Source organism: Cellulomonas sp. NS3 (assembly GCF_024757985.1).
GTDB lineage: Bacteria > Actinomycetota > Actinomycetes > Actinomycetales > Cellulomonadaceae > Cellulomonas_A.
On sequence record NZ_CP103289.1, the window covers coordinates 4,085,532 to 4,101,045 of the forward strand.

The following is a 15,514-nucleotide window of genomic DNA, read 5'->3' on the forward strand; positions in this document are numbered from 1 at the left end:
CCGCAGCCACGCGACGGGCGAGCAGGGGTACGTCGACCGGCACGCACCCGCCCGCCGGGTTCGGTCGCGGCGGGCACCGGGCCCCGGCGGCGATGACGCTCCAGACGTCCGGCTCGTCGGTCGGGACCGAGCCGTCGAGAGCGGGCCGTCGAGAGCGGGCAGGACGTCCCGTCAGACCCGCGCGAGAGCGGCGTCGAGAGCAGCGAGGAAGTCCTCCCGACCCTCGCGCCGCACGCTGTGCCCGGCGCCGGGGATCGCGACGTGCGTGAGCCGCTCGCCGAGGGCCTCGTGCGCGCGCTCGACCTGGGCGGCCCCCACGAGCGCCCCCCGGCCGACGTCGCCGGTCACCAGGGTCACCGGCACACGCACCTCCGCGAGCGCCTCGACCCACGCGCGGCCGTTCCAGTCGTGCGTCACGTGCACGAGTCGCTGGTCGAGCTGCGCCTTGGATCGGGCCCACGGGCCGTGCTCGTCGTCCGCGAAGGCCTGCTGCGTCGCCCGGGAGCGGGCCTCGAGCGTCTCGGCGTCGACGCCCGCGAAGGACAGCAGGAACGGCGCGAGGAACGGCGGCACCCCGTCGGGCGTCGCGACCCCGCCGGTGTCCCAGGCGGGGTCCTCGAGCACGAGCCCCGCGACGAGGCCGGGCTCGGTGAGCGTGAGCTCGGTCGCGACGAGCCCGCCCATCGAGTGACCGACGACGAGCGCGGGACCGTCGACGACGTGCCGCAGGACCGCGGCGGCGTCGGCCGCGAGCGACGCGATCGTGAACGACCCCTCGCCGAGCGGGGTCCGGCCGTGGCCCCGCGCGTCGACCCCGACGACGAGCCGGTCGGCGGCGAGCAGGCGCGCGACCGGGTCCCAGGTCTCCGCGGAGTCGGTCACGCCGTGCAGCAGGAGCACCGGGAGCGCGTCGCCGGGCCGCCCCCACACGGTGTAGCCGACGGGACGCCCGTCGACGCCGAGCGTGCGCTCGCTGCGGTGCACGACGGTCCCGTCGGCCTCGCCCTCCGCGGTGCCCGGTTCCCCGGCGCCACGCGCGTCGAGCGTCATCGCGCGGTCCCGTCGACCGCGTGCTCCTCGATCGCGGCGAGCTCGTCGTCGGTCAGCGCGGCCGCCTCGAGCGCGGCGACGTTGTTCTCGAGCTGCGCGACGCTCGACGCGCCGATGAGCGCCGACGTGACCCGCTCGTCGCGCAGGACCCACGCGAGCGCGAGCTGCGCGAGGCTCTGGCCGCGCGCCGACGCGATCTCGTCCAGCGCCCGCGCCCGGGCCAGGTACGTCTCGCTGATGCGCTCGGGCTGCAGGAAACGGCTCTGCGCCGCACGCGAGTCGCCGGGAACCTCCCCGGAGAGGTAGCGGTCGGTCAGCAGGCCCTGCGCGAGCGGGGAGAACACGATCATGCCGATGCCGAGGTCGCCGACCGCGTCGAGCAGCGTCTCCTCCTGGCCGTCGCCGACCTGCTCGACGTGCCGGTTGAACATCGAGTAGCTCGGCTGGTGGATGAGCAGGGGCGTCCCGAGCTCGGCGAGCACGCGCTGCGCCTCGCGGGTCTGCGCCGGGGAGTAGTTCGAGATGCCCGCGTACAGCGCCCTGCCGCTCTGGACGGCGGTGTGCAGCGCGCCCATCGTCTCCTCGATCGGGACGCTCGGGTCGGGGCGGTGCGAGTAGAAGACGTCGACGTAGTCGACCCCGATCCGCCGCAGCGACTGGTCGAGCGAGGCGAGCAGGTACTTGCGCGAGCCGCCGTCGCCGTACGGGCCGGGCCACATGTCGTAGCCGGCCTTCGAGGAGATCACGAGCTCGTCGCGGTAGGGCCGCAGGTCGCTCGCGAGCACGCGCCCGAAGTTCTCCTCCGCCGAGCCGTACGGCGGGCCGTAGTTGTTGGCGAGGTCGAAGTGCGTGATGCCGAGGTCGAACGCGCGGCGCAGGATCGCGCGCTGGGTGTCCCCCGACGTCGTCCCGCCGAAGTTGTGCCACAGGCCGAGCGACAGCGCGGGGAGCGCGAGCCCGCTGCGCCCCGCCCGGCGGTAGGTCATGGCCTCGTAGCGGTTCTCGGCGGCCGTGAAGGGGCGGTGGGGCTCGGTCGGCATCGGTGGCGTCCTCTCGCAGGGTCGGTCGCGACCAGCCTAGGTGCCGTTCGGCGTCACCCGGATCGGGGGTTGACCCGGTCGGCTCAGGTCACGATATGGTCACGGCTTCGCCGGGGGGCGGACGACGCCAGGAGACACGCAGCATGCCGACGACCCGCCGCCGGACCCTCATGATCGCCCTCGTCGCCGTCGCGGCCCTGTGCGCGGGGTGCAAGGCCGGCCCCGTGGAGGCGCGCCCGACGGGCTCCTCGCCGACCGTCGTGGCGCCCTCGCCCGACGCGTCCACCACGCCGTCCCCGGGCTCGACGGCCACGACCGACCCGGCCCCGAGCGCGTCCGCCACGCCCTCCGCGACCCCTGCGCCCACCGCGACGCCGACCACCCCGGGGCCGACGAGCACACCGACGGCACCCGCCTCGGCGCCACCCGTCGCGGCGCCGACCGGTCTCGGCGGGATCGTCGTCGACTACCAGCTCGGCGGCGCGTACGCCCTCCCGGCCGGGGTGGGCGGCGTCGTGCGCGACAGCACGTCGGAGCCCGCGCCCGGCGCCTACTCGATCTGCTACGTCAACGGCTTCCAGACCCAGCCCGACGAGCGCTCCATGTGGCTGCGCGAGCACCCGGACCTCGTGCTGCGCGACGCCGACGGGCGCGTGGTCGCCGACCCGGGCTGGCCCGACGAGCTGCTGCTCGACATGTCGACCGACGACAAGCGGGCCCGCCTCGCGGACCTGGTCGGGACGACCCTGCAGCGGTGCGCCGACGCCGGCTTCGACGCCGTGGAGCTCGACAACCTCGACTCCTACACCCGGTCCGGCGGGCTGCTCACCGCCGATGACGCGCTCGCGACGGCCGCCCGGTACGTCGCCGTCGCGCACGGTCTCGGGCTCGCCGTCGGGCAGAAGAACGCCGCGGACCTGACCCGCCGCGGGCACGACGAGGTCGGTTTCGACTTCGCCGTCGCTGAGGAGTGCCACCGCTGGGACGAGTGCGCGGCCTACACGGACGTGTACGGCGACCAGGTGATCGACGTGGAGTACGCCGACGACCTGCGCGGCACGTTCGCCGAGGTGTGCGCCGACCCGCAGACGCCCTTCTCGACGGTGCTGCGCGACCACGACCTGACGACCCCCGCATCGCGCGCGCACGTGTTCGAGGCCTGCCCGCGCGGCTGAGCACTGTGCGCCGGGGTGGGAGGATCGCCGGGTGCTGCACGTCGTCTTCTTCGAGCCCCGCATCCCCGGCAACACCGGCAGCACCATCCGGCTGGTCTCCGCGACCGGTGCGACGCTGCACCTCGTCGAGCCGCTCGGCTTCGACCTCAGCGAGCCGAAGCTGCGCCGCGCCGGGCTCGACTACCACGACCTCGCGCACGTCGTCGTGCACCCGGGCCTCGACGCGTGCCTCGATGCGCTGCCCGGCTCGCGGGTCTTCGCGTTCACGACCCAGGCGACGACCGGCTACACGACGGTCGGCTACCGCGAGGACGACGTCCTGCTGTTCGGGCCCGAGCCGACCGGGCTGCCCGACGAGGTCCTGGCGCACCCGCGCGTGACCGACCGGCTGCGCATCCCGATGCTCGCGGGGCGCCGGTCGCTCAACCTCTCGACGTCCGCGGCCGTCGCGTCGTACGAGGCGTGGCGCCAGCTGGGGTTCGCCGGCGGGGTGTGACGGCTCCCCGGATCGCCGGCCGCGCCCGCGTCACCGGCCGCCTGCGGGTCACCGGCCGTCGACGAGGCGGTCGCGGAGCCGGTCGGTCAGGCCGCGCATGTCGTCGAGGAGCGCGCCCATCCGGTCGAGGTCGTCGACGGTGAGCCGGTCGAGGAGCGACGCGCCCTCCTCGACGAGCGGGCGGTAGACCTCCCACGTGACGGCCTGCCCGGCCTCGGTCATGCGCACGTGCACCTGGCGGCGGTCGAGGTCGGAGCGCACGCGCTCGACGAGGCCCTTGCGCTCGAGCCGGTCGATGAGCGCGGTCGTCGCCGCGGGGCGCAGGCCGGTCGCGGCGGCGAGCTCGCCGGCGGTCTTGGGGCCGTCCGCGAGCCAGTCGAGGCACCGCAGGTCGGCGGGGCCCACGCCGAGGTGCCGCGCCGCGGCGTCGTCGAACGCCTGGACGCTGCGCTGGTAGCGCTGGAGCGCGGCCCCGACCGACGCCACGGCCTCTTGACGCGACCCGCGCATCTCCCTAACCTTTCGATAATCGAATTTTCCAAATCTCGTAGGGAAAGGGTACCGCCATGAGGGCAGTCGTCGTGGGAGGCGGGGTCGCCGGACCGGCCGTCGGTCTCGCGCTGCACCGCGCCGGGATCGACGCCGTCGTGCTCGAGCGCCGGGCCGTCGTCGACCCGGACGAGGGCTCGTACCTCACCCTCGGACCGAACGGGCTCGACGCGCTCACGCCCCTCGGCGTCCGCGGCCCCGTCGAGGCGGCCGGGTTCCCGACGCGGCGCAACGTCCTGCAGGGCTCGACGGGGCGGGCCCTCGGCGCGCTCTCGCTCACCGGCACCCTCCCGGGCGGTGCCGCGCTGACCCTCAAGCGGTCCCGGCTCGCCGCCGAGCTCACCACGCACGCGGCGCGCGCCGGGGTCGACGTGCGCCTCGGCGCCCACGTCGGCCGGGTCGGCCCCGGCGTCGTGACCCTCGACGACGGCACCACCGTGCGCGGCGACGTCGTGATCGGCGCCGACGGCGTGCACTCGCGCGTGCGGCGCGCGATCGACCCCACCGCGCCCGCGGGTCGCTACGTCGGCCTCACGAACTTCGGCGGGATCACACGGGGCACGCCGCTCGCCGACACCCTCCCGCCCGCGGCGTGGCTCCTCGTCTTCGGCAGCCGGGCGTTCTTCGGCGCGCACCCCACCCCCGACGGCGACGTGGTGTGGTTCGTCAACGTCCCCCGCGCGCGGACCACCCCCGAGGAGCGGGCCGGGACGAGCGAGGTGCGGTGGCGCGAGCACCTCCACGAGCTCCTGCGCGACGACCCGGGGCCGGCCGCGGAGCTGGTCGCGGCCGGCCGGCTCGAGCTCGCCGGGGACAACACGTTCGACCTCCCGCACGTGCCGACGTGGTCGCGCGACGGCATGGTCGTCGTCGGCGACGCCGCGCACGCCCCCTCGCCGAGCTCCGGGCAGGGCGCCTCGATCGCGCTCGAGGACGCGGTCGTGCTCGCCCAGGCGCTGCGCGACGCACCGGACGTGACCACCGCGCTCGCGACCTACGAGCACCTGCGCCGCCCGCGAGTCGAGCGGGTCGTCGCCGCCGGGGCGCGCAGCGGCAGCGCGAAGATCGCCGGGCCGCTCGGGCGCCGCGTCCAGGACCTCGTGATGCCGCTCGTCCTCCGGCACGTCGTGACCGACCGGAGCACCGCCTGGATGTACGACCACCGCATCGACTGGGACGCCCGGGTCGCATGAGCCGGCGCGAGCCCGCGGGAGCGGGGCCGGCAGACCCGGTCCTGGGCGAGCACCGGCACACTGCACGCATGACCGTGCTGCGCTCGACCGCCCTGTTCCTGCTCGCTGCGGTCGCCGAGATCGGCGGTGCCTGGCTGATCTGGCAGGGCGTGCGCGAGCACCGCGGCGTCCTGTGGATCGGCGCCGGGGTGCTCGCGCTCGGCGCCTACGGCTTCGTCGCGACGCTGCAGCCGGACCCGAGCTTCGGGCGGATCCTCGCGGCGTACGGCGGGGTCTTCGTCGCGGGGTCGCTCGCGTGGGGCGTCGTCGTCGACCGGTTCCAGCCCGACCGGTGGGACCTGACCGGCGCCGCCCTGTGCCTGCTCGGCGTCGCCGTCATCATGTTCGCGCCCCGGGGCGTCGCCTGACGGGCCGCCTCAGCGTGCCGTCCGGCGTCGGCGTCGGCGTCCAGGCGTCCAGGCGTCCACAGGCCCGGCACGGTGGGGCGTGTCGGTGGTGGGCGCGACGATGAGCCATGGCCACGCACACGCACCGCATCCCCCACTCGATCGACTACGTCGAGCTCCCCGCGACCGACCTCGCGGCGGCGCGCGCGTTCTACGGGGCGGCGTTCGGCTGGCAGTTCACCGCGTACGGCGAGGGGTACGCCGGCATCCGCACGGCGGCCGAGGAGGGCTCCGACGAGGCGGGTGGGCTGGCGCTCGCCGAGTCGGCGGCCGTCACGCGCGGCGGCCCGTTCGTCCTGCTGTACTCCGCGGACCTCGACGCGACGCTCGACGCGGTCACGCGCGCCGGCGGCACGGTCGTCGACGGGCCCTACGCCTTCCCGGGCGGGCGGCGGTTCCACTTCCTCGACCCGTCGGGCAACGAGCTCGGCGTCTGGTCGGAGTCGTAGCAGCAGGGTCCGGTCGGCCCCGCACCCCTCGACGTCGGCCGGCTCCGCGGCGCGGCTGGCTGCGCGGAGTCGGCCGGTCCCCCGGCTCGCCGCGGCGCGCGGTGCTGCGCGCCCGCGCTCGTGCGTGCGCACCCTCCGGGTCGGCTACGGCGTCCAGACCGTGAGGTCGACCTCGGAGCCCTCGGGGTCGGCCAGCGTCCACCGTTGCGGCGCACGGGCGTCGCTCACGACTCTCCCCCCGGCGGCGACCGCGGCGGCGACCCGCTCCTCGAGCTGGTCGGCGGCGAGCTGCACCTCAGCCCGGGGCCGGTCGCGCTGCGGTTCGCGGTCGTCCGTGTGCGGGAACGTCCACGACGGGCCGCGCCGCAGCGGGTCCACCAGATCCGCGTCCCCCGCATCCTGGTAGCCGAGCACCGCGCGCCAGAACGGCCGGACCTGCGCGGCGGCGAGCGCCTCGAGCGCGACCTGCACGTGCTGTACGGCCGCCGGGTCCGCGTGCGCGTCGAGCGCCCGCGCCGCAGCGGAGATCGTCCGGGCGAGGTCGAGGTCGCGGGTGCGGAACCCCTCGGGCTCGTCACCACGCAGCCGGACCGTCACGCCCTCCGGGCGCAGGTCCACGTCGGGATGACGGTTCACGGTCGTGGCAGCCGCGCTGATCGCCTGGACGAGCGCGGCGCCGACCGAGAACGAGGAGGTCCGGAAGTGCGCGCACGCCCACACCCCGCCGGGCAGCACGCGCCAGTCATCGAGCCCGTGCGCCTCCGCCACCTGCCGAGGGCTGATCCGTTCGGTCATGCCCTCACGCTAGCGACCCGCACCGCCCCGAGGACGCCGGTGCGTCGCTCCCGGCCCTGGACACGCGGCCGGGCCGGGTGCACCGTGGAGGTCTCGGCGAAGGAGCCACCCGTGGACGCAACACTGACGTTGGCCGCCGACGACCCGCTCGCGCGCGAGGCCGCCGACGCGATCCGCACCGGCGACGTCGAACGGCTGCGTGGGCTGCTCGCCGCGAACCCCGGGCTCGCGGCGGCCCGGATCACGCGCGACGTCGCCCAGCCGGACGCGACCGTCGAGGACCTGCCGACGTGCACGCTGCTGCACGTCGCGACCGACCACCCGGGCCACCTCCTCGCCGTCGGGCGCACGATCGAGGTGCTCGTCGCCGCGGGCGCCGACCCCGACGCGCCGTTCACCGGGCCGCACGCGGAGACCGCGCTGCACTGGGCCGCGAGCAACGACGACGTCGAGGCGGTCGAGGCGCTCGTCCGGGCGGGCGCGGACCTCGAGGCGCCCGGCTCCGTCATCGGGGACGGCTCGGGCACGGCCCTGGCGGACGCCGTGGCGTTCGGGCAGTGGCGCGCCGCGGAGCACCTGTTCCACGCGGGCGCGACCGCGAACCTCTGGCAGGCGGCCGGGCTCGGGATCGTCGACCGGGTCGAGGCGCTGCTCGACGCCGATCCTGCGCCGGACGTCGACGACGTGACCACCGCGCTGTGGTGCGCGGCGCACGGCGGGCAGCGGGCGTGCGTCGACCTGCTGCTCGCTCGAGGGGCGGACCCGACCTGGATCGGCTTCGATGGCCTCACTGCCGCCGGCGCCGCGCGCCGGGCCGGTCACGGCGAGCTCGCCGACGCGCTCACCCCCTGAGCCGGCGTCGCCGACCGACGGCAGCGGACGTACGCCCAGGTTCGACCGTCGAAGGAGAGCCCGATGAGCACGCCGCACGAGACCGACCCCACGCACCCCCGCCACACCGAGCCCGAGCGACCGCACACGAGCGGCGTCCCCGCCGCGTCGAGCGACCGTGCCGAGCACCTCGACGACCGCACCGACGTCGACCACCGTGACCACGGCGCGTCCGTCGCCGGCCCCGCCGACGTCCCCGAGCCGGAGCCGGTCACGGTCTCCGCACGCGACCTCGGCGTCGACCGGCAGAGCGTCGTCGCGCGCGAGAAGGAGGAGTTCGGCGGCATCAAGATCGGCTCCGCCTTCTTCGGCTGGCTCACCGCGACGGGGACCGCGGTGCTGCTGACCGCGCTCGCCGCGGGCGCCGGGACCGCGGTGGGCGTCGCCACGAACACCGACGTGGGCGAGGCCGCGGACCAGGCTGCCGGCGAGATCGGCACGGTCGGCGCCACCGGGAGCATCGCCCTGCTCGTGATCCTCTTCCTCGCGTACTACTGCGGTGGGTACGTCGCCGGGCGCATGGCACGGTTCAACGGCGCGAAGCAGGGCCTCGCGGTCTGGCTGTGGGCGGTCGTCATCGCGATCGTCGTCGCGATCCTCACAGCCATCGCCGGCGAGCAGTTCAACGTGCTCGCGCGCCTCGACAGCTTCCCGCGCATCCCGCTCAACGAGGGCGACCTCACGACGGGCGGCATCGTCGTGATCCTGCTCGTGGCCGTCGCCAGCCTCGTCGGCGCCGTGGTCGGCGGGCTCGCCGGGATGCGGTTCCACCGCCGCGTCGACCGCGCGGGCCTCGGTCGCTGAGCGCCGCGGCCTGACCCGGAGCACCCGCCCTCGCACGACCCGACGCCGGCCGGCGCACGCACCCCGTGCACCGGCCGGCGTCGCCGCGCCCGGCAGGTCCGGCCTCGCGGGCGCGAGATCCCCGCACAGCACGACACGACCCGCGATTCCGACCACCTGATCGCGTTTCGGGGCGGTCTCGTGTTGCTGGGCCTCCAACCCCGACATAGCGTGATGAACGCACACAGCGATGTGCAGCTGCCCACGCAGCGGACGAATCGCTCGACGCTCCTGGTCGCGGACGCACCACTGGGTCCCGGCCCCGGAGGCGACCGACGCGCAGGCCAGTCGCGTCACACCCCGACACCGCACCGCCCGGCTCCGTCATGCCGGTCGGCGCTTCGACGACCCCTGTGAGGACACACATGATCACCACCGACCAGATCCAGACCCTGCTCGTCTCCGGCGGCACCGTCATCGGCCCCGACGGCCAGAAGATCGGCAAGCTCGGCCAGATCTTCCTCGACGAGCAGTCCGGTCAGCCCGAGTGGCTCACCGTCTCGACCGGCCTGTTCGGCACGTCGCAGTCGTTCGTGCCGCTCGGCGACGCGAGCGTGCAGGGCGACGAGATCCACGTGCCCTTCGACAAGGACAAGATCAAGGGCGCCCCTCGCGTCGACGACGAGGACGGCCACCTCTCGGAGACCGAGGAGTCGGAGCTGTACGCGTACTACGGCCGGACCTACGGCGGCACCGACACGTACGAGAGCACGACCACGGCCGGCCTGGGCACGACGGGCACCGACGTGCACGACGACACCGACACCACCTACACGGCCGCCGACACGGACGTGACCGCGGGCACCACGGGCACGACCACGGCCTCGGCGGGCACGACGGACGACGCGATGACTCTCTCGGAGGAGCGGCTCGACGTCGGCACCGAGCGCGTCACCACGGGCCGCGCCCGCCTGCGCAAGTACATCGTCACCGAGCACGAGACGGTCACGGTCCCGGTCCAGCGCGAGGAGGTCCGCCTCGAGCGTGAGCCCATCACGGAGGGCAACGTCGACGACGCGCTGTCCGGGCCCGAGCTCACGGAGAGCGTGCACGAGGTCACCCTCACCGAGGAGCGTCCGGTCGTGACCAAGGAGACGGTGCCGGTCGAGCGCGTCCGCCTCGACACCGAGACCGTGACCGAGCAGCAGCAGGTCACCGAGTCGAAGAGCCGCGAAGAGGTCGAGCTCGAGACCGACGGTGAGGGCACCTCGCGGCTCTGACGCCGCCCTCTGCCCGACCCCCAGGAGAGAAGGCCAGCATGAGCACCAACGACACGGATCGCCCGGTTCCGCGGGACGGCGACAGCGAGCATGCGGGCGGCGCAGTCTCCGCGCGCGGCCTCGGCGTCGACCGGCAGAGCGTCGTCGCGCGCGAGAAGGAGGAGTACGGCGGCATCAAGTTCGGGTCGGCGTTCTTCGGGTGGCTCACCGCCACCGGCACCGCGGTGCTGCTGACCTCGCTCGTCGCCGCGGCCGGCACGGCGGTCGGCATCGCCAATGACACGGACGTCGCCGAGGCCGCGGACCAGGCGGCGTCCGACCCCGGCACCGTCGGTCTCGCGGGGGGCATCGCGCTGCTCGTGGTCCTGCTCATGTCGTACTACTGCGGCGGGTACGTCGCGGGCCGCATGGCGCGGTTCGACGGCGCCAAGCAGGGGCTCGCGGTGTGGCTGTGGGCGGTTGTCGTCGCGATCGCGGTCGCGGTGCTCGCCGCCGTCGCCGGCGACCAGTTCAACGTGCTGGCGCGGCTGGACAGCTTCCCGCGGATCCCTCTCGGTGAGGGCGACCTGACGACGGGCGGCATCATCGCGGTGCTCGTCGTCGCGGCCGCGAGCCTCGCCGGCGCGGTGCTCGGCGGGCTCGCCGGGATGCGGTTCCACCGCAAGGTCGACAGGGCAGGGCTGGGTCGCTGACCCGTCCCGCGTCCCTGCCCGACGGGCACGACAGCACGACCCGACGCCGGCCGGCGCACGCACCGCGTGCACCGGCCGGCGTCGTCGTGCCCGCCGGGTCCGGCCCCGCGGCGCTGCAGGAGCGTCCGCCCGGCACGCACCCGTCGCGCACCCTCCGGCGACGCGGGTCCACGGGCCGGACGGCGCCCTCGCCGCGCATCGGGCACGATGCTCGGCATGGCCACAGGCACGTTCACCACCCGCCCGGAGCTGCTCGGCACGCAGGGCATGGTCGCCTCGACGCACTGGCTGGCGAGCGCCGTCGGGATGTCGGTCCTGGAGGCGGGCGGCAACGCGTTCGACGCCGCCGCCGCCGCGGGCTTCACGCTCAGCGTCGTCGAGCCCCACCTCAACGGCCCGGGCGGCGACGCCCCGCTGATGGGCCACCGCGCGGCGGACGGGCACACGTTCGTGATCTGCGGTCAGGGCACCGCCCCGGTGGCCGCCACCGTCGACCACTACACCGGCCTCGGGCTCGACCTCGTGCCCGGCACCGGGCACCTCGCGGCCGTCGTCCCGGGGGCGTTCGGGGCGTGGCTCGACCTGCTCGCGCGGTACGGGACGCTGCCGCTCGCGGACGTCCTCGGCCCGGCCGTCGGCTACGCGCGCCACGGCTACCCGCTGATCCCGCAGGCCGTCGCCACGATCACGGGCGTCGCGACGATGTTCGCCGAGCACTGGCCGACGTCGGCCGCGGTGTACCTGCCGCACGGTGCGCCGCCCGAGGCGGGCGCCCGGTTCACGAACCCCGAGCTCGCCGACACCTTCGAGCGGCTGCTCGCCGAGGCCACCGCGGCCGGTCCGGACCGCGAGGCGCAGATCGAGGCCGCCCGGCGCGCGTTCTACGAGGGCTTCGTCGCGGAGCGCATCGACGCGTACGTGCAGGGCACGGCGGTCATGGACTCCTCGGGGAGCGCGCACACGGGCGTGCTGACCGGCGACGACCTCGCGGGGTGGCGCCCGACCGAGGAGGCGAGCGTCGCGGTGCCGTTCGGCGGCTACGAGGTGCACAAGACCGGTGCGTGGGGCCAGGGCCCGGTGCTGCTCCAGCAGCTCACGGTGCTCGACGCGCTCGGCGTCGGCGAGCTCGGCGAGGGCCCGGAGCTCGTGCACGCGGTGACCGAGGTCGCGAAGCTCGCGTTCGCGGACCGCGAGGCCTGGTACGGCGACGCGCCCGACGCCGACGTCCCTCTCGACGCGCTCCTCTCGCCCGGGTACGCGGAGCAGCGGGCGGCGCTCGTCGGGCGCGACGCCTCGGACGGGCTGCACCCGGGGTCGCCCGACGGCCGGACCCCTCGCCTGCCCGCGTTCCTGTCGGCGGGGCCCGACGCCGGCTCCCGCGCGTCGTCGGCCGGCGCGCTCGGCACCGAGCCCGTCGCGGGCATCGGCGAGCCGACCGTGCGCCCCGACGGCCTCACGCGCGGCGACACGTGCCACGTCGACGTCGTCGACCGCTGGGGCAACCTCGTCTCCGCGACCCCCAGCGGCGGGTGGCTGCAGAGCTCCCCCGTCGTCCCGGGCCTCGGCTTCGCGCTGCCCACGCGCGCGCAGATGTTCTGGCTCGAGCCCGGGCTGCCGAGCTCGCTCGTGCCGGGTCGCCGCCCGCGGACCACGCTCAGCCCCGGCCTCGTGCTGCGCGACGGCGCGCCGTACCTCGCGTTCGGCACGCCGGGCGGCGACCAGCAGGACCAGTGGCCGGTGCCGTTCCTGGTCCGCCACCTGCTGCACGGGCGCAACCTCCAGGAGACCATCGACGCGCCCACGTGGCACTCGACGCACGTGCCGTCGTCGTTCTACCCGCGCGACCAGGTGCCCCGCGGGCTCGTCGTCGAGTCCCGGCTCGGCGCCGACGCCGTCGCCGACCTCACGCGGCGCGGGCACGCGGTGCAGGACGCCGGGCCGTGGTCGCTCGGGCGGCTCAGCGCGACGGGGGTGCGCGCCGACGGGATGCTCCGGGCCGCGGCGAACCCGCGCGGGATGCAGGGGTACGCGGTCGGGCGGTGAGGCCGCGCCTGCGGCTGCCGGCGCGGTACGGTCCACCGGGACGGCCCCCACCAGCGACGACGTGCCTCCGCCCCGCGTGTGCGTCGAGACCTGGGTCCGCGTCGACGACGCGTTCCGCCCCGCGGCGCGCCTCCGTGTCCGTCGCGTTGCCGGGCCGCGCGCTCCCTGCCTAGGGTCGGTGCGGGCAACGCGCCCGGCGACGGAGCCGGGCCGGATCGGAGACGCACGGCATGATCCCCGCAACCACGACCGGCACGACGCTCGTGCCGAGCCTCGGCCGTCGGCGAGCCGATATCGGTTTCTACGTCCACACCCGCGTCGCACGCTCGGCGCCCGCCCGATGAGCGCCACGTCGACCGTCCCGGGCCCCGCGCCGGCCGCGCGCGTGCACCCCGCGTGGCTGCCCGACACCGCGCTCGAGCCGCTCGGGACGGGTCACGCGCTGCTCCTGACGGGCGACGACGAGGCCGCTGCCGACCCGGTGCTGTCCACCGTCGAGGCCGAGCTGCGCCGCGCGACGGCGACGCACGGCGGGCGGCTCTCGACGCGGCCCGACGGCGACCCGGGTGCGGACGTCAGCGTCGTGCTCGCGACGATCGCGTCCGGCTCCGGGCCGCTGCCGGGCGAGACCGCCGGAGCAGGCGGCTCCACCCAGGGCACCGACGACACCGCGCCGGGGTGGCCCGCGCTCGTCCGGCGCGTGCTGGACGACCCGGGCGACCTGCCCCCCGAGACCTTCCGCCTCGTGCGCGACGCCGGCGTGACCGTCGTCGTCGCGTCGTCGGGCGCGGGGTTGCTGTACGGGCTCCACCACGTCGCCCGGGACGCCGCGGCCCGTCCCGGCCCCGCTGCCGAGGACACGGCCACGTCGGACGTGCTGCACTCCCCCGCCCAGGCGGTCCGCATGCTCGACCACTGGGACAACGTCGACGTGCACGACGTCATGGGTCAGGTCGAGCGCGGGTACGCGGGCGGGTCGATCTTCTACGACCGCGGCGCGCTGCGGCCGGACCTGTCCCGCGCCGAGGAGTACGCGCGGCTGCTCGGCTCGATCGGGATCAACCGCGTCGGCCTTAACAACGTCAACGTGCACGCCCGCGAGGCGCGCCTGCTCACCGAGGGCCTGCCCGACGTCGCGCGTCTCGCCGCGGTGTTCCGGCCGCACGGGATCCGGGTGCACCTCTCGGTGTCGTTCGCGGCGCCCATGACCGTCGGGGGGCTGCCGACCGCCGACCCGCTCGACCCCGACGTCCAGCGCTGGTGGGGCGACGTGACCGCCGCGGTGTACCGGGCGGTCCCCGACTTCGGCGGGTACGTCGTCAAGGCCGACTCCGAGGGGCAGCCGGGGCCGTTCGCGTACGGGCGGGACCACGCCGACGGCGCGAACCTCCTGGCGCGGGCCCTCGCGCCGTTCGGCGGGACGGTGTTCTGGCGCGCCTTCGTGTACGACCATGACCAGGACTGGCGCGACCGCTCGACCGACCGGGCGCGCGCGGCGTACGACCACTTCGCGCCGCTCGACGGCCGGTTCGACGAGAACGTCGTGCTGCAGGTCAAGCACGGGCCGCTCGACTTCCAGACGCGCGAGGCCGTCTCGCCCGTGATCGCCGCGATGCCGCGGACCCGGCTCGCGGTCGAGCTGCAGGTCACGCAGGAGTACACGGGCCAGCAGCGGCACGCGTGCTACCTCGGCCCGTGGTGGCGCGAGATCCTCGACTTCCGGCCGTGGGGTGAGGGCGCGACGGTGGCCGACGTGGCGATCGGCGACGGTCCCGGCGGCAGGCCCGGTGCGCTCGTCGCGGTGTCGAACGTCGGGGACGACCCGTTCTGGACCGGGCACCCGCTCGCGCAGGCGAACCTCTTCGCGTTCGGGCGGCTCGCGTGGGACCCGACGCTCGCGCCCGAGGCGGTGCTCGACGAGTGGGCCGGGCTCACGTTCGGCGCCGACCCCGAGGTCCGCGCCGGGCTGCACGCGGTCCTCGACGACTCGTGGCGGACCTACGAGAGCTACACCGCACCCCTCGGCGTCGGGTTCATGGTGCAGCCCGGGCACCACTACGGGCCCGCGGTCGACGGGTACGAGTACTCGCCGTGGGGCACGTACCACTTCGCCGACCGCGACGGGATCGGCGTCGACCGCACGCGCGCGACGGGGACCGGGTACACCGGGCAGTACCCGGCGCCGTGGCGCGACGTGTACGAGGACCTCGCGACGTGCCCCGACGAGCTGCTGCTGTTCTTCCACCACGTCCCGTACGGCCACGTGCTGCACAGCGGCAGCACCGTGATCCAGCACGTGTACGACACGCACTTCGCCGGCGTCGCCCGCGTCGAGGAGCTGGTCGCGACGTGGGCGTCCCTCGCGGGCAGGGTGCCGGGCGACGTCCACGCGCGCGTCACCGAGCTCCTCGACGAGCAGCTGCGCAGCGCCCGGGAGTGGCGCGACCAGGTCACCACGTACTTCTTCCGGAAGTCCGGCGTGCCCGACGCGCGGGGTCGCCGGATCTACTGACGGCGGGCGTGCCCACCCGACGCGCTCGTGTCGTCAGACCCCTCCGCCGGGCCGTACCGTGGTCGTGCGCGCGGGTGGGACGCAGCCGCGCGAGGCCCTCGGGGGCGCAGGCAGGCGGGG

15 protein-coding genes are annotated in these 15,514 nt (G+C 75.6%); 11 read left to right on the plus strand and 4 right to left on the minus strand.

Translation table 11 applies throughout. The features are described 5' to 3' along the window. Positions 1-171: 171 nt before the first annotated feature. The gene (locus NXY84_RS18455) at positions 172-1,050 is read right to left on the minus strand and encodes an alpha/beta fold hydrolase (protein ID WP_258724487.1); all 879 of its coding nucleotides are present in this window, start codon (positions 1,048-1,050) and stop codon (positions 172-174) included. Next, positions 1,047-2,090: an L-glyceraldehyde 3-phosphate reductase gene (mgrA, locus tag NXY84_RS18460; RefSeq protein ID WP_258724488.1), complete on the minus strand. Its 1,044-nt coding sequence runs from the start codon at positions 2,088-2,090 to the stop codon at positions 1,047-1,049. The genes NXY84_RS18455 and mgrA overlap by 4 nt, the downstream gene beginning before the upstream one ends. 143 nt (positions 2,091-2,233) lie before the next feature. Between mgrA and NXY84_RS18465 the strand changes: the two genes are divergently transcribed. Beyond that, positions 2,234-3,265, plus strand: coding sequence for an endo alpha-1,4 polygalactosaminidase (locus tag NXY84_RS18465; protein WP_258724489.1), 1,032 nt, complete (start codon positions 2,234-2,236; stop codon positions 3,263-3,265). A gap of 31 nt (positions 3,266-3,296) precedes the next feature. Beyond that, positions 3,297-3,761 carry a tRNA (cytidine(34)-2'-O)-methyltransferase gene (locus NXY84_RS18470; RefSeq protein WP_258724490.1) on the plus strand — a complete coding sequence of 155 codons (465 nt, stop codon included), beginning with the start codon at positions 3,297-3,299 and terminating at the stop codon, positions 3,759-3,761. Positions 3,762-3,809: 48 nt separating this feature from the next. On the opposite strand, the gene NXY84_RS18475 is transcribed toward NXY84_RS18470, so the two are convergent. After that, on the minus strand, positions 3,810-4,271 hold the full coding sequence (locus NXY84_RS18475; protein WP_258724491.1) for a MarR family winged helix-turn-helix transcriptional regulator: 462 nt from the start codon (positions 4,269-4,271) through the stop codon (positions 3,810-3,812). Positions 4,272-4,327: 56 nt separating this feature from the next. On the opposite strand from NXY84_RS18475, the gene NXY84_RS18480 reads away from it, so the two are divergent. The 3 genes from NXY84_RS18480 to NXY84_RS18490 all read left to right on the plus strand — a co-directional run bounded on the left by NXY84_RS18480 (position 4,328) and on the right by NXY84_RS18490 (position 6,398). Further along, entirely contained in the window at positions 4,328-5,503 is a 1,176-nt protein-coding gene (locus NXY84_RS18480) for an FAD-dependent oxidoreductase (protein ID WP_258724492.1), read from the plus strand. 68 nt (positions 5,504-5,571) lie between these two features. Continuing rightward, positions 5,572-5,910, plus strand: coding sequence for a YnfA family protein (locus NXY84_RS18485; RefSeq protein WP_258724493.1), 339 nt, complete (start codon positions 5,572-5,574; stop codon positions 5,908-5,910). A 107-nt stretch (positions 5,911-6,017) separates the two neighbouring features. Beyond that, positions 6,018-6,398, plus strand: coding sequence for a VOC family protein (locus NXY84_RS18490; RefSeq protein ID WP_258724494.1), 381 nt, complete (start codon positions 6,018-6,020; stop codon positions 6,396-6,398). A 144-nt stretch (positions 6,399-6,542) separates the two neighbouring features. Here NXY84_RS18490 and NXY84_RS18495 read toward each other — a convergent pair whose 3' ends face one another. Further along, entirely contained in the window at positions 6,543-7,193 is a 651-nt protein-coding gene (locus NXY84_RS18495; protein ID WP_258724495.1) for a 4a-hydroxytetrahydrobiopterin dehydratase, read from the minus strand. 111 nt (positions 7,194-7,304) lie between these two features. On the opposite strand from NXY84_RS18495, the gene NXY84_RS18500 reads away from it, so the two are divergent. The 6 genes from NXY84_RS18500 to NXY84_RS18525 all read left to right on the plus strand — a co-directional run bounded on the left by NXY84_RS18500 (position 7,305) and on the right by NXY84_RS18525 (position 15,394). Next, positions 7,305-8,045, plus strand: a complete 741-nt coding sequence (locus tag NXY84_RS18500) for an ankyrin repeat domain-containing protein (RefSeq protein WP_258724496.1) — start codon at positions 7,305-7,307, stop codon at positions 8,043-8,045. A gap of 63 nt (positions 8,046-8,108) precedes the next feature. Then, positions 8,109-8,888 carry a hypothetical protein gene (locus tag NXY84_RS18505; RefSeq protein ID WP_258724497.1) on the plus strand — a complete coding sequence of 260 codons (780 nt, stop codon included), beginning with the start codon at positions 8,109-8,111 and terminating at the stop codon, positions 8,886-8,888. A 404-nt stretch (positions 8,889-9,292) separates the two neighbouring features. Then, on the plus strand, positions 9,293-10,147 hold the full coding sequence (locus tag NXY84_RS18510; RefSeq protein ID WP_258724498.1) for a PRC and DUF2382 domain-containing protein: 855 nt from the start codon (positions 9,293-9,295) through the stop codon (positions 10,145-10,147). 38 nt (positions 10,148-10,185) lie between these two features. Beyond that, complete coding sequence (locus NXY84_RS18515) at positions 10,186-10,839, plus strand: hypothetical protein (protein WP_258724499.1); 654 nt, start codon at positions 10,186-10,188, stop codon at positions 10,837-10,839. Between the two features lie 207 nt (positions 10,840-11,046). Beyond that, positions 11,047-12,882 (plus strand): gamma-glutamyltransferase family protein, encoded by a 1,836-nt coding sequence (locus tag NXY84_RS18520; RefSeq protein ID WP_258724500.1) that lies wholly within the window; start codon positions 11,047-11,049, stop codon positions 12,880-12,882. Between the two features lie 340 nt (positions 12,883-13,222). Beyond that, positions 13,223-15,394, plus strand: coding sequence for an alpha-glucuronidase (locus tag NXY84_RS18525; RefSeq protein ID WP_258724501.1), 2,172 nt, complete (start codon positions 13,223-13,225; stop codon positions 15,392-15,394). Positions 15,395-15,514 lie beyond the last annotated feature (120 nt).

Excerpts from the sequence above, each read along its gene's own strand:
- NXY84_RS18455 (WP_258724487.1), bottom strand. The coding sequence starts at position 1,050 with ATGACGCTCGACGCGCGTGGCGCCGGGGAACCGGGCACCGCGGAGGGC.
- mgrA (WP_258724488.1), bottom strand. The coding sequence starts at position 2,090 with ATGCCGACCGAGCCCCACCGCCCCTTCACGGCCGCCGAGAACCGCTAC.
- NXY84_RS18465 (WP_258724489.1), top strand. The coding sequence starts at position 2,234 with ATGCCGACGACCCGCCGCCGGACCCTCATGATCGCCCTCGTCGCCGTC.
- NXY84_RS18475 (WP_258724491.1), bottom strand. The coding sequence starts at position 4,271 with ATGCGCGGGTCGCGTCAAGAGGCCGTGGCGTCGGTCGGGGCCGCGCTC.
- NXY84_RS18480 (WP_258724492.1), top strand. The coding sequence starts at position 4,328 with ATGAGGGCAGTCGTCGTGGGAGGCGGGGTCGCCGGACCGGCCGTCGGT.
- NXY84_RS18485 (WP_258724493.1), top strand. The coding sequence starts at position 5,572 with ATGACCGTGCTGCGCTCGACCGCCCTGTTCCTGCTCGCTGCGGTCGCC.
- NXY84_RS18490 (WP_258724494.1), top strand. The coding sequence starts at position 6,018 with ATGGCCACGCACACGCACCGCATCCCCCACTCGATCGACTACGTCGAG.
- NXY84_RS18495 (WP_258724495.1), bottom strand. The coding sequence starts at position 7,193 with ATGACCGAACGGATCAGCCCTCGGCAGGTGGCGGAGGCGCACGGGCTC.
- NXY84_RS18505 (WP_258724497.1), top strand. The coding sequence starts at position 8,109 with ATGAGCACGCCGCACGAGACCGACCCCACGCACCCCCGCCACACCGAG.
- NXY84_RS18510 (WP_258724498.1), top strand. The coding sequence starts at position 9,293 with ATGATCACCACCGACCAGATCCAGACCCTGCTCGTCTCCGGCGGCACC.
- NXY84_RS18515 (WP_258724499.1), top strand. The coding sequence starts at position 10,186 with ATGAGCACCAACGACACGGATCGCCCGGTTCCGCGGGACGGCGACAGC.
- NXY84_RS18520 (WP_258724500.1), top strand. The coding sequence starts at position 11,047 with ATGCTCGGCATGGCCACAGGCACGTTCACCACCCGCCCGGAGCTGCTC.
- NXY84_RS18525 (WP_258724501.1), top strand. The coding sequence starts at position 13,223 with ATGAGCGCCACGTCGACCGTCCCGGGCCCCGCGCCGGCCGCGCGCGTG.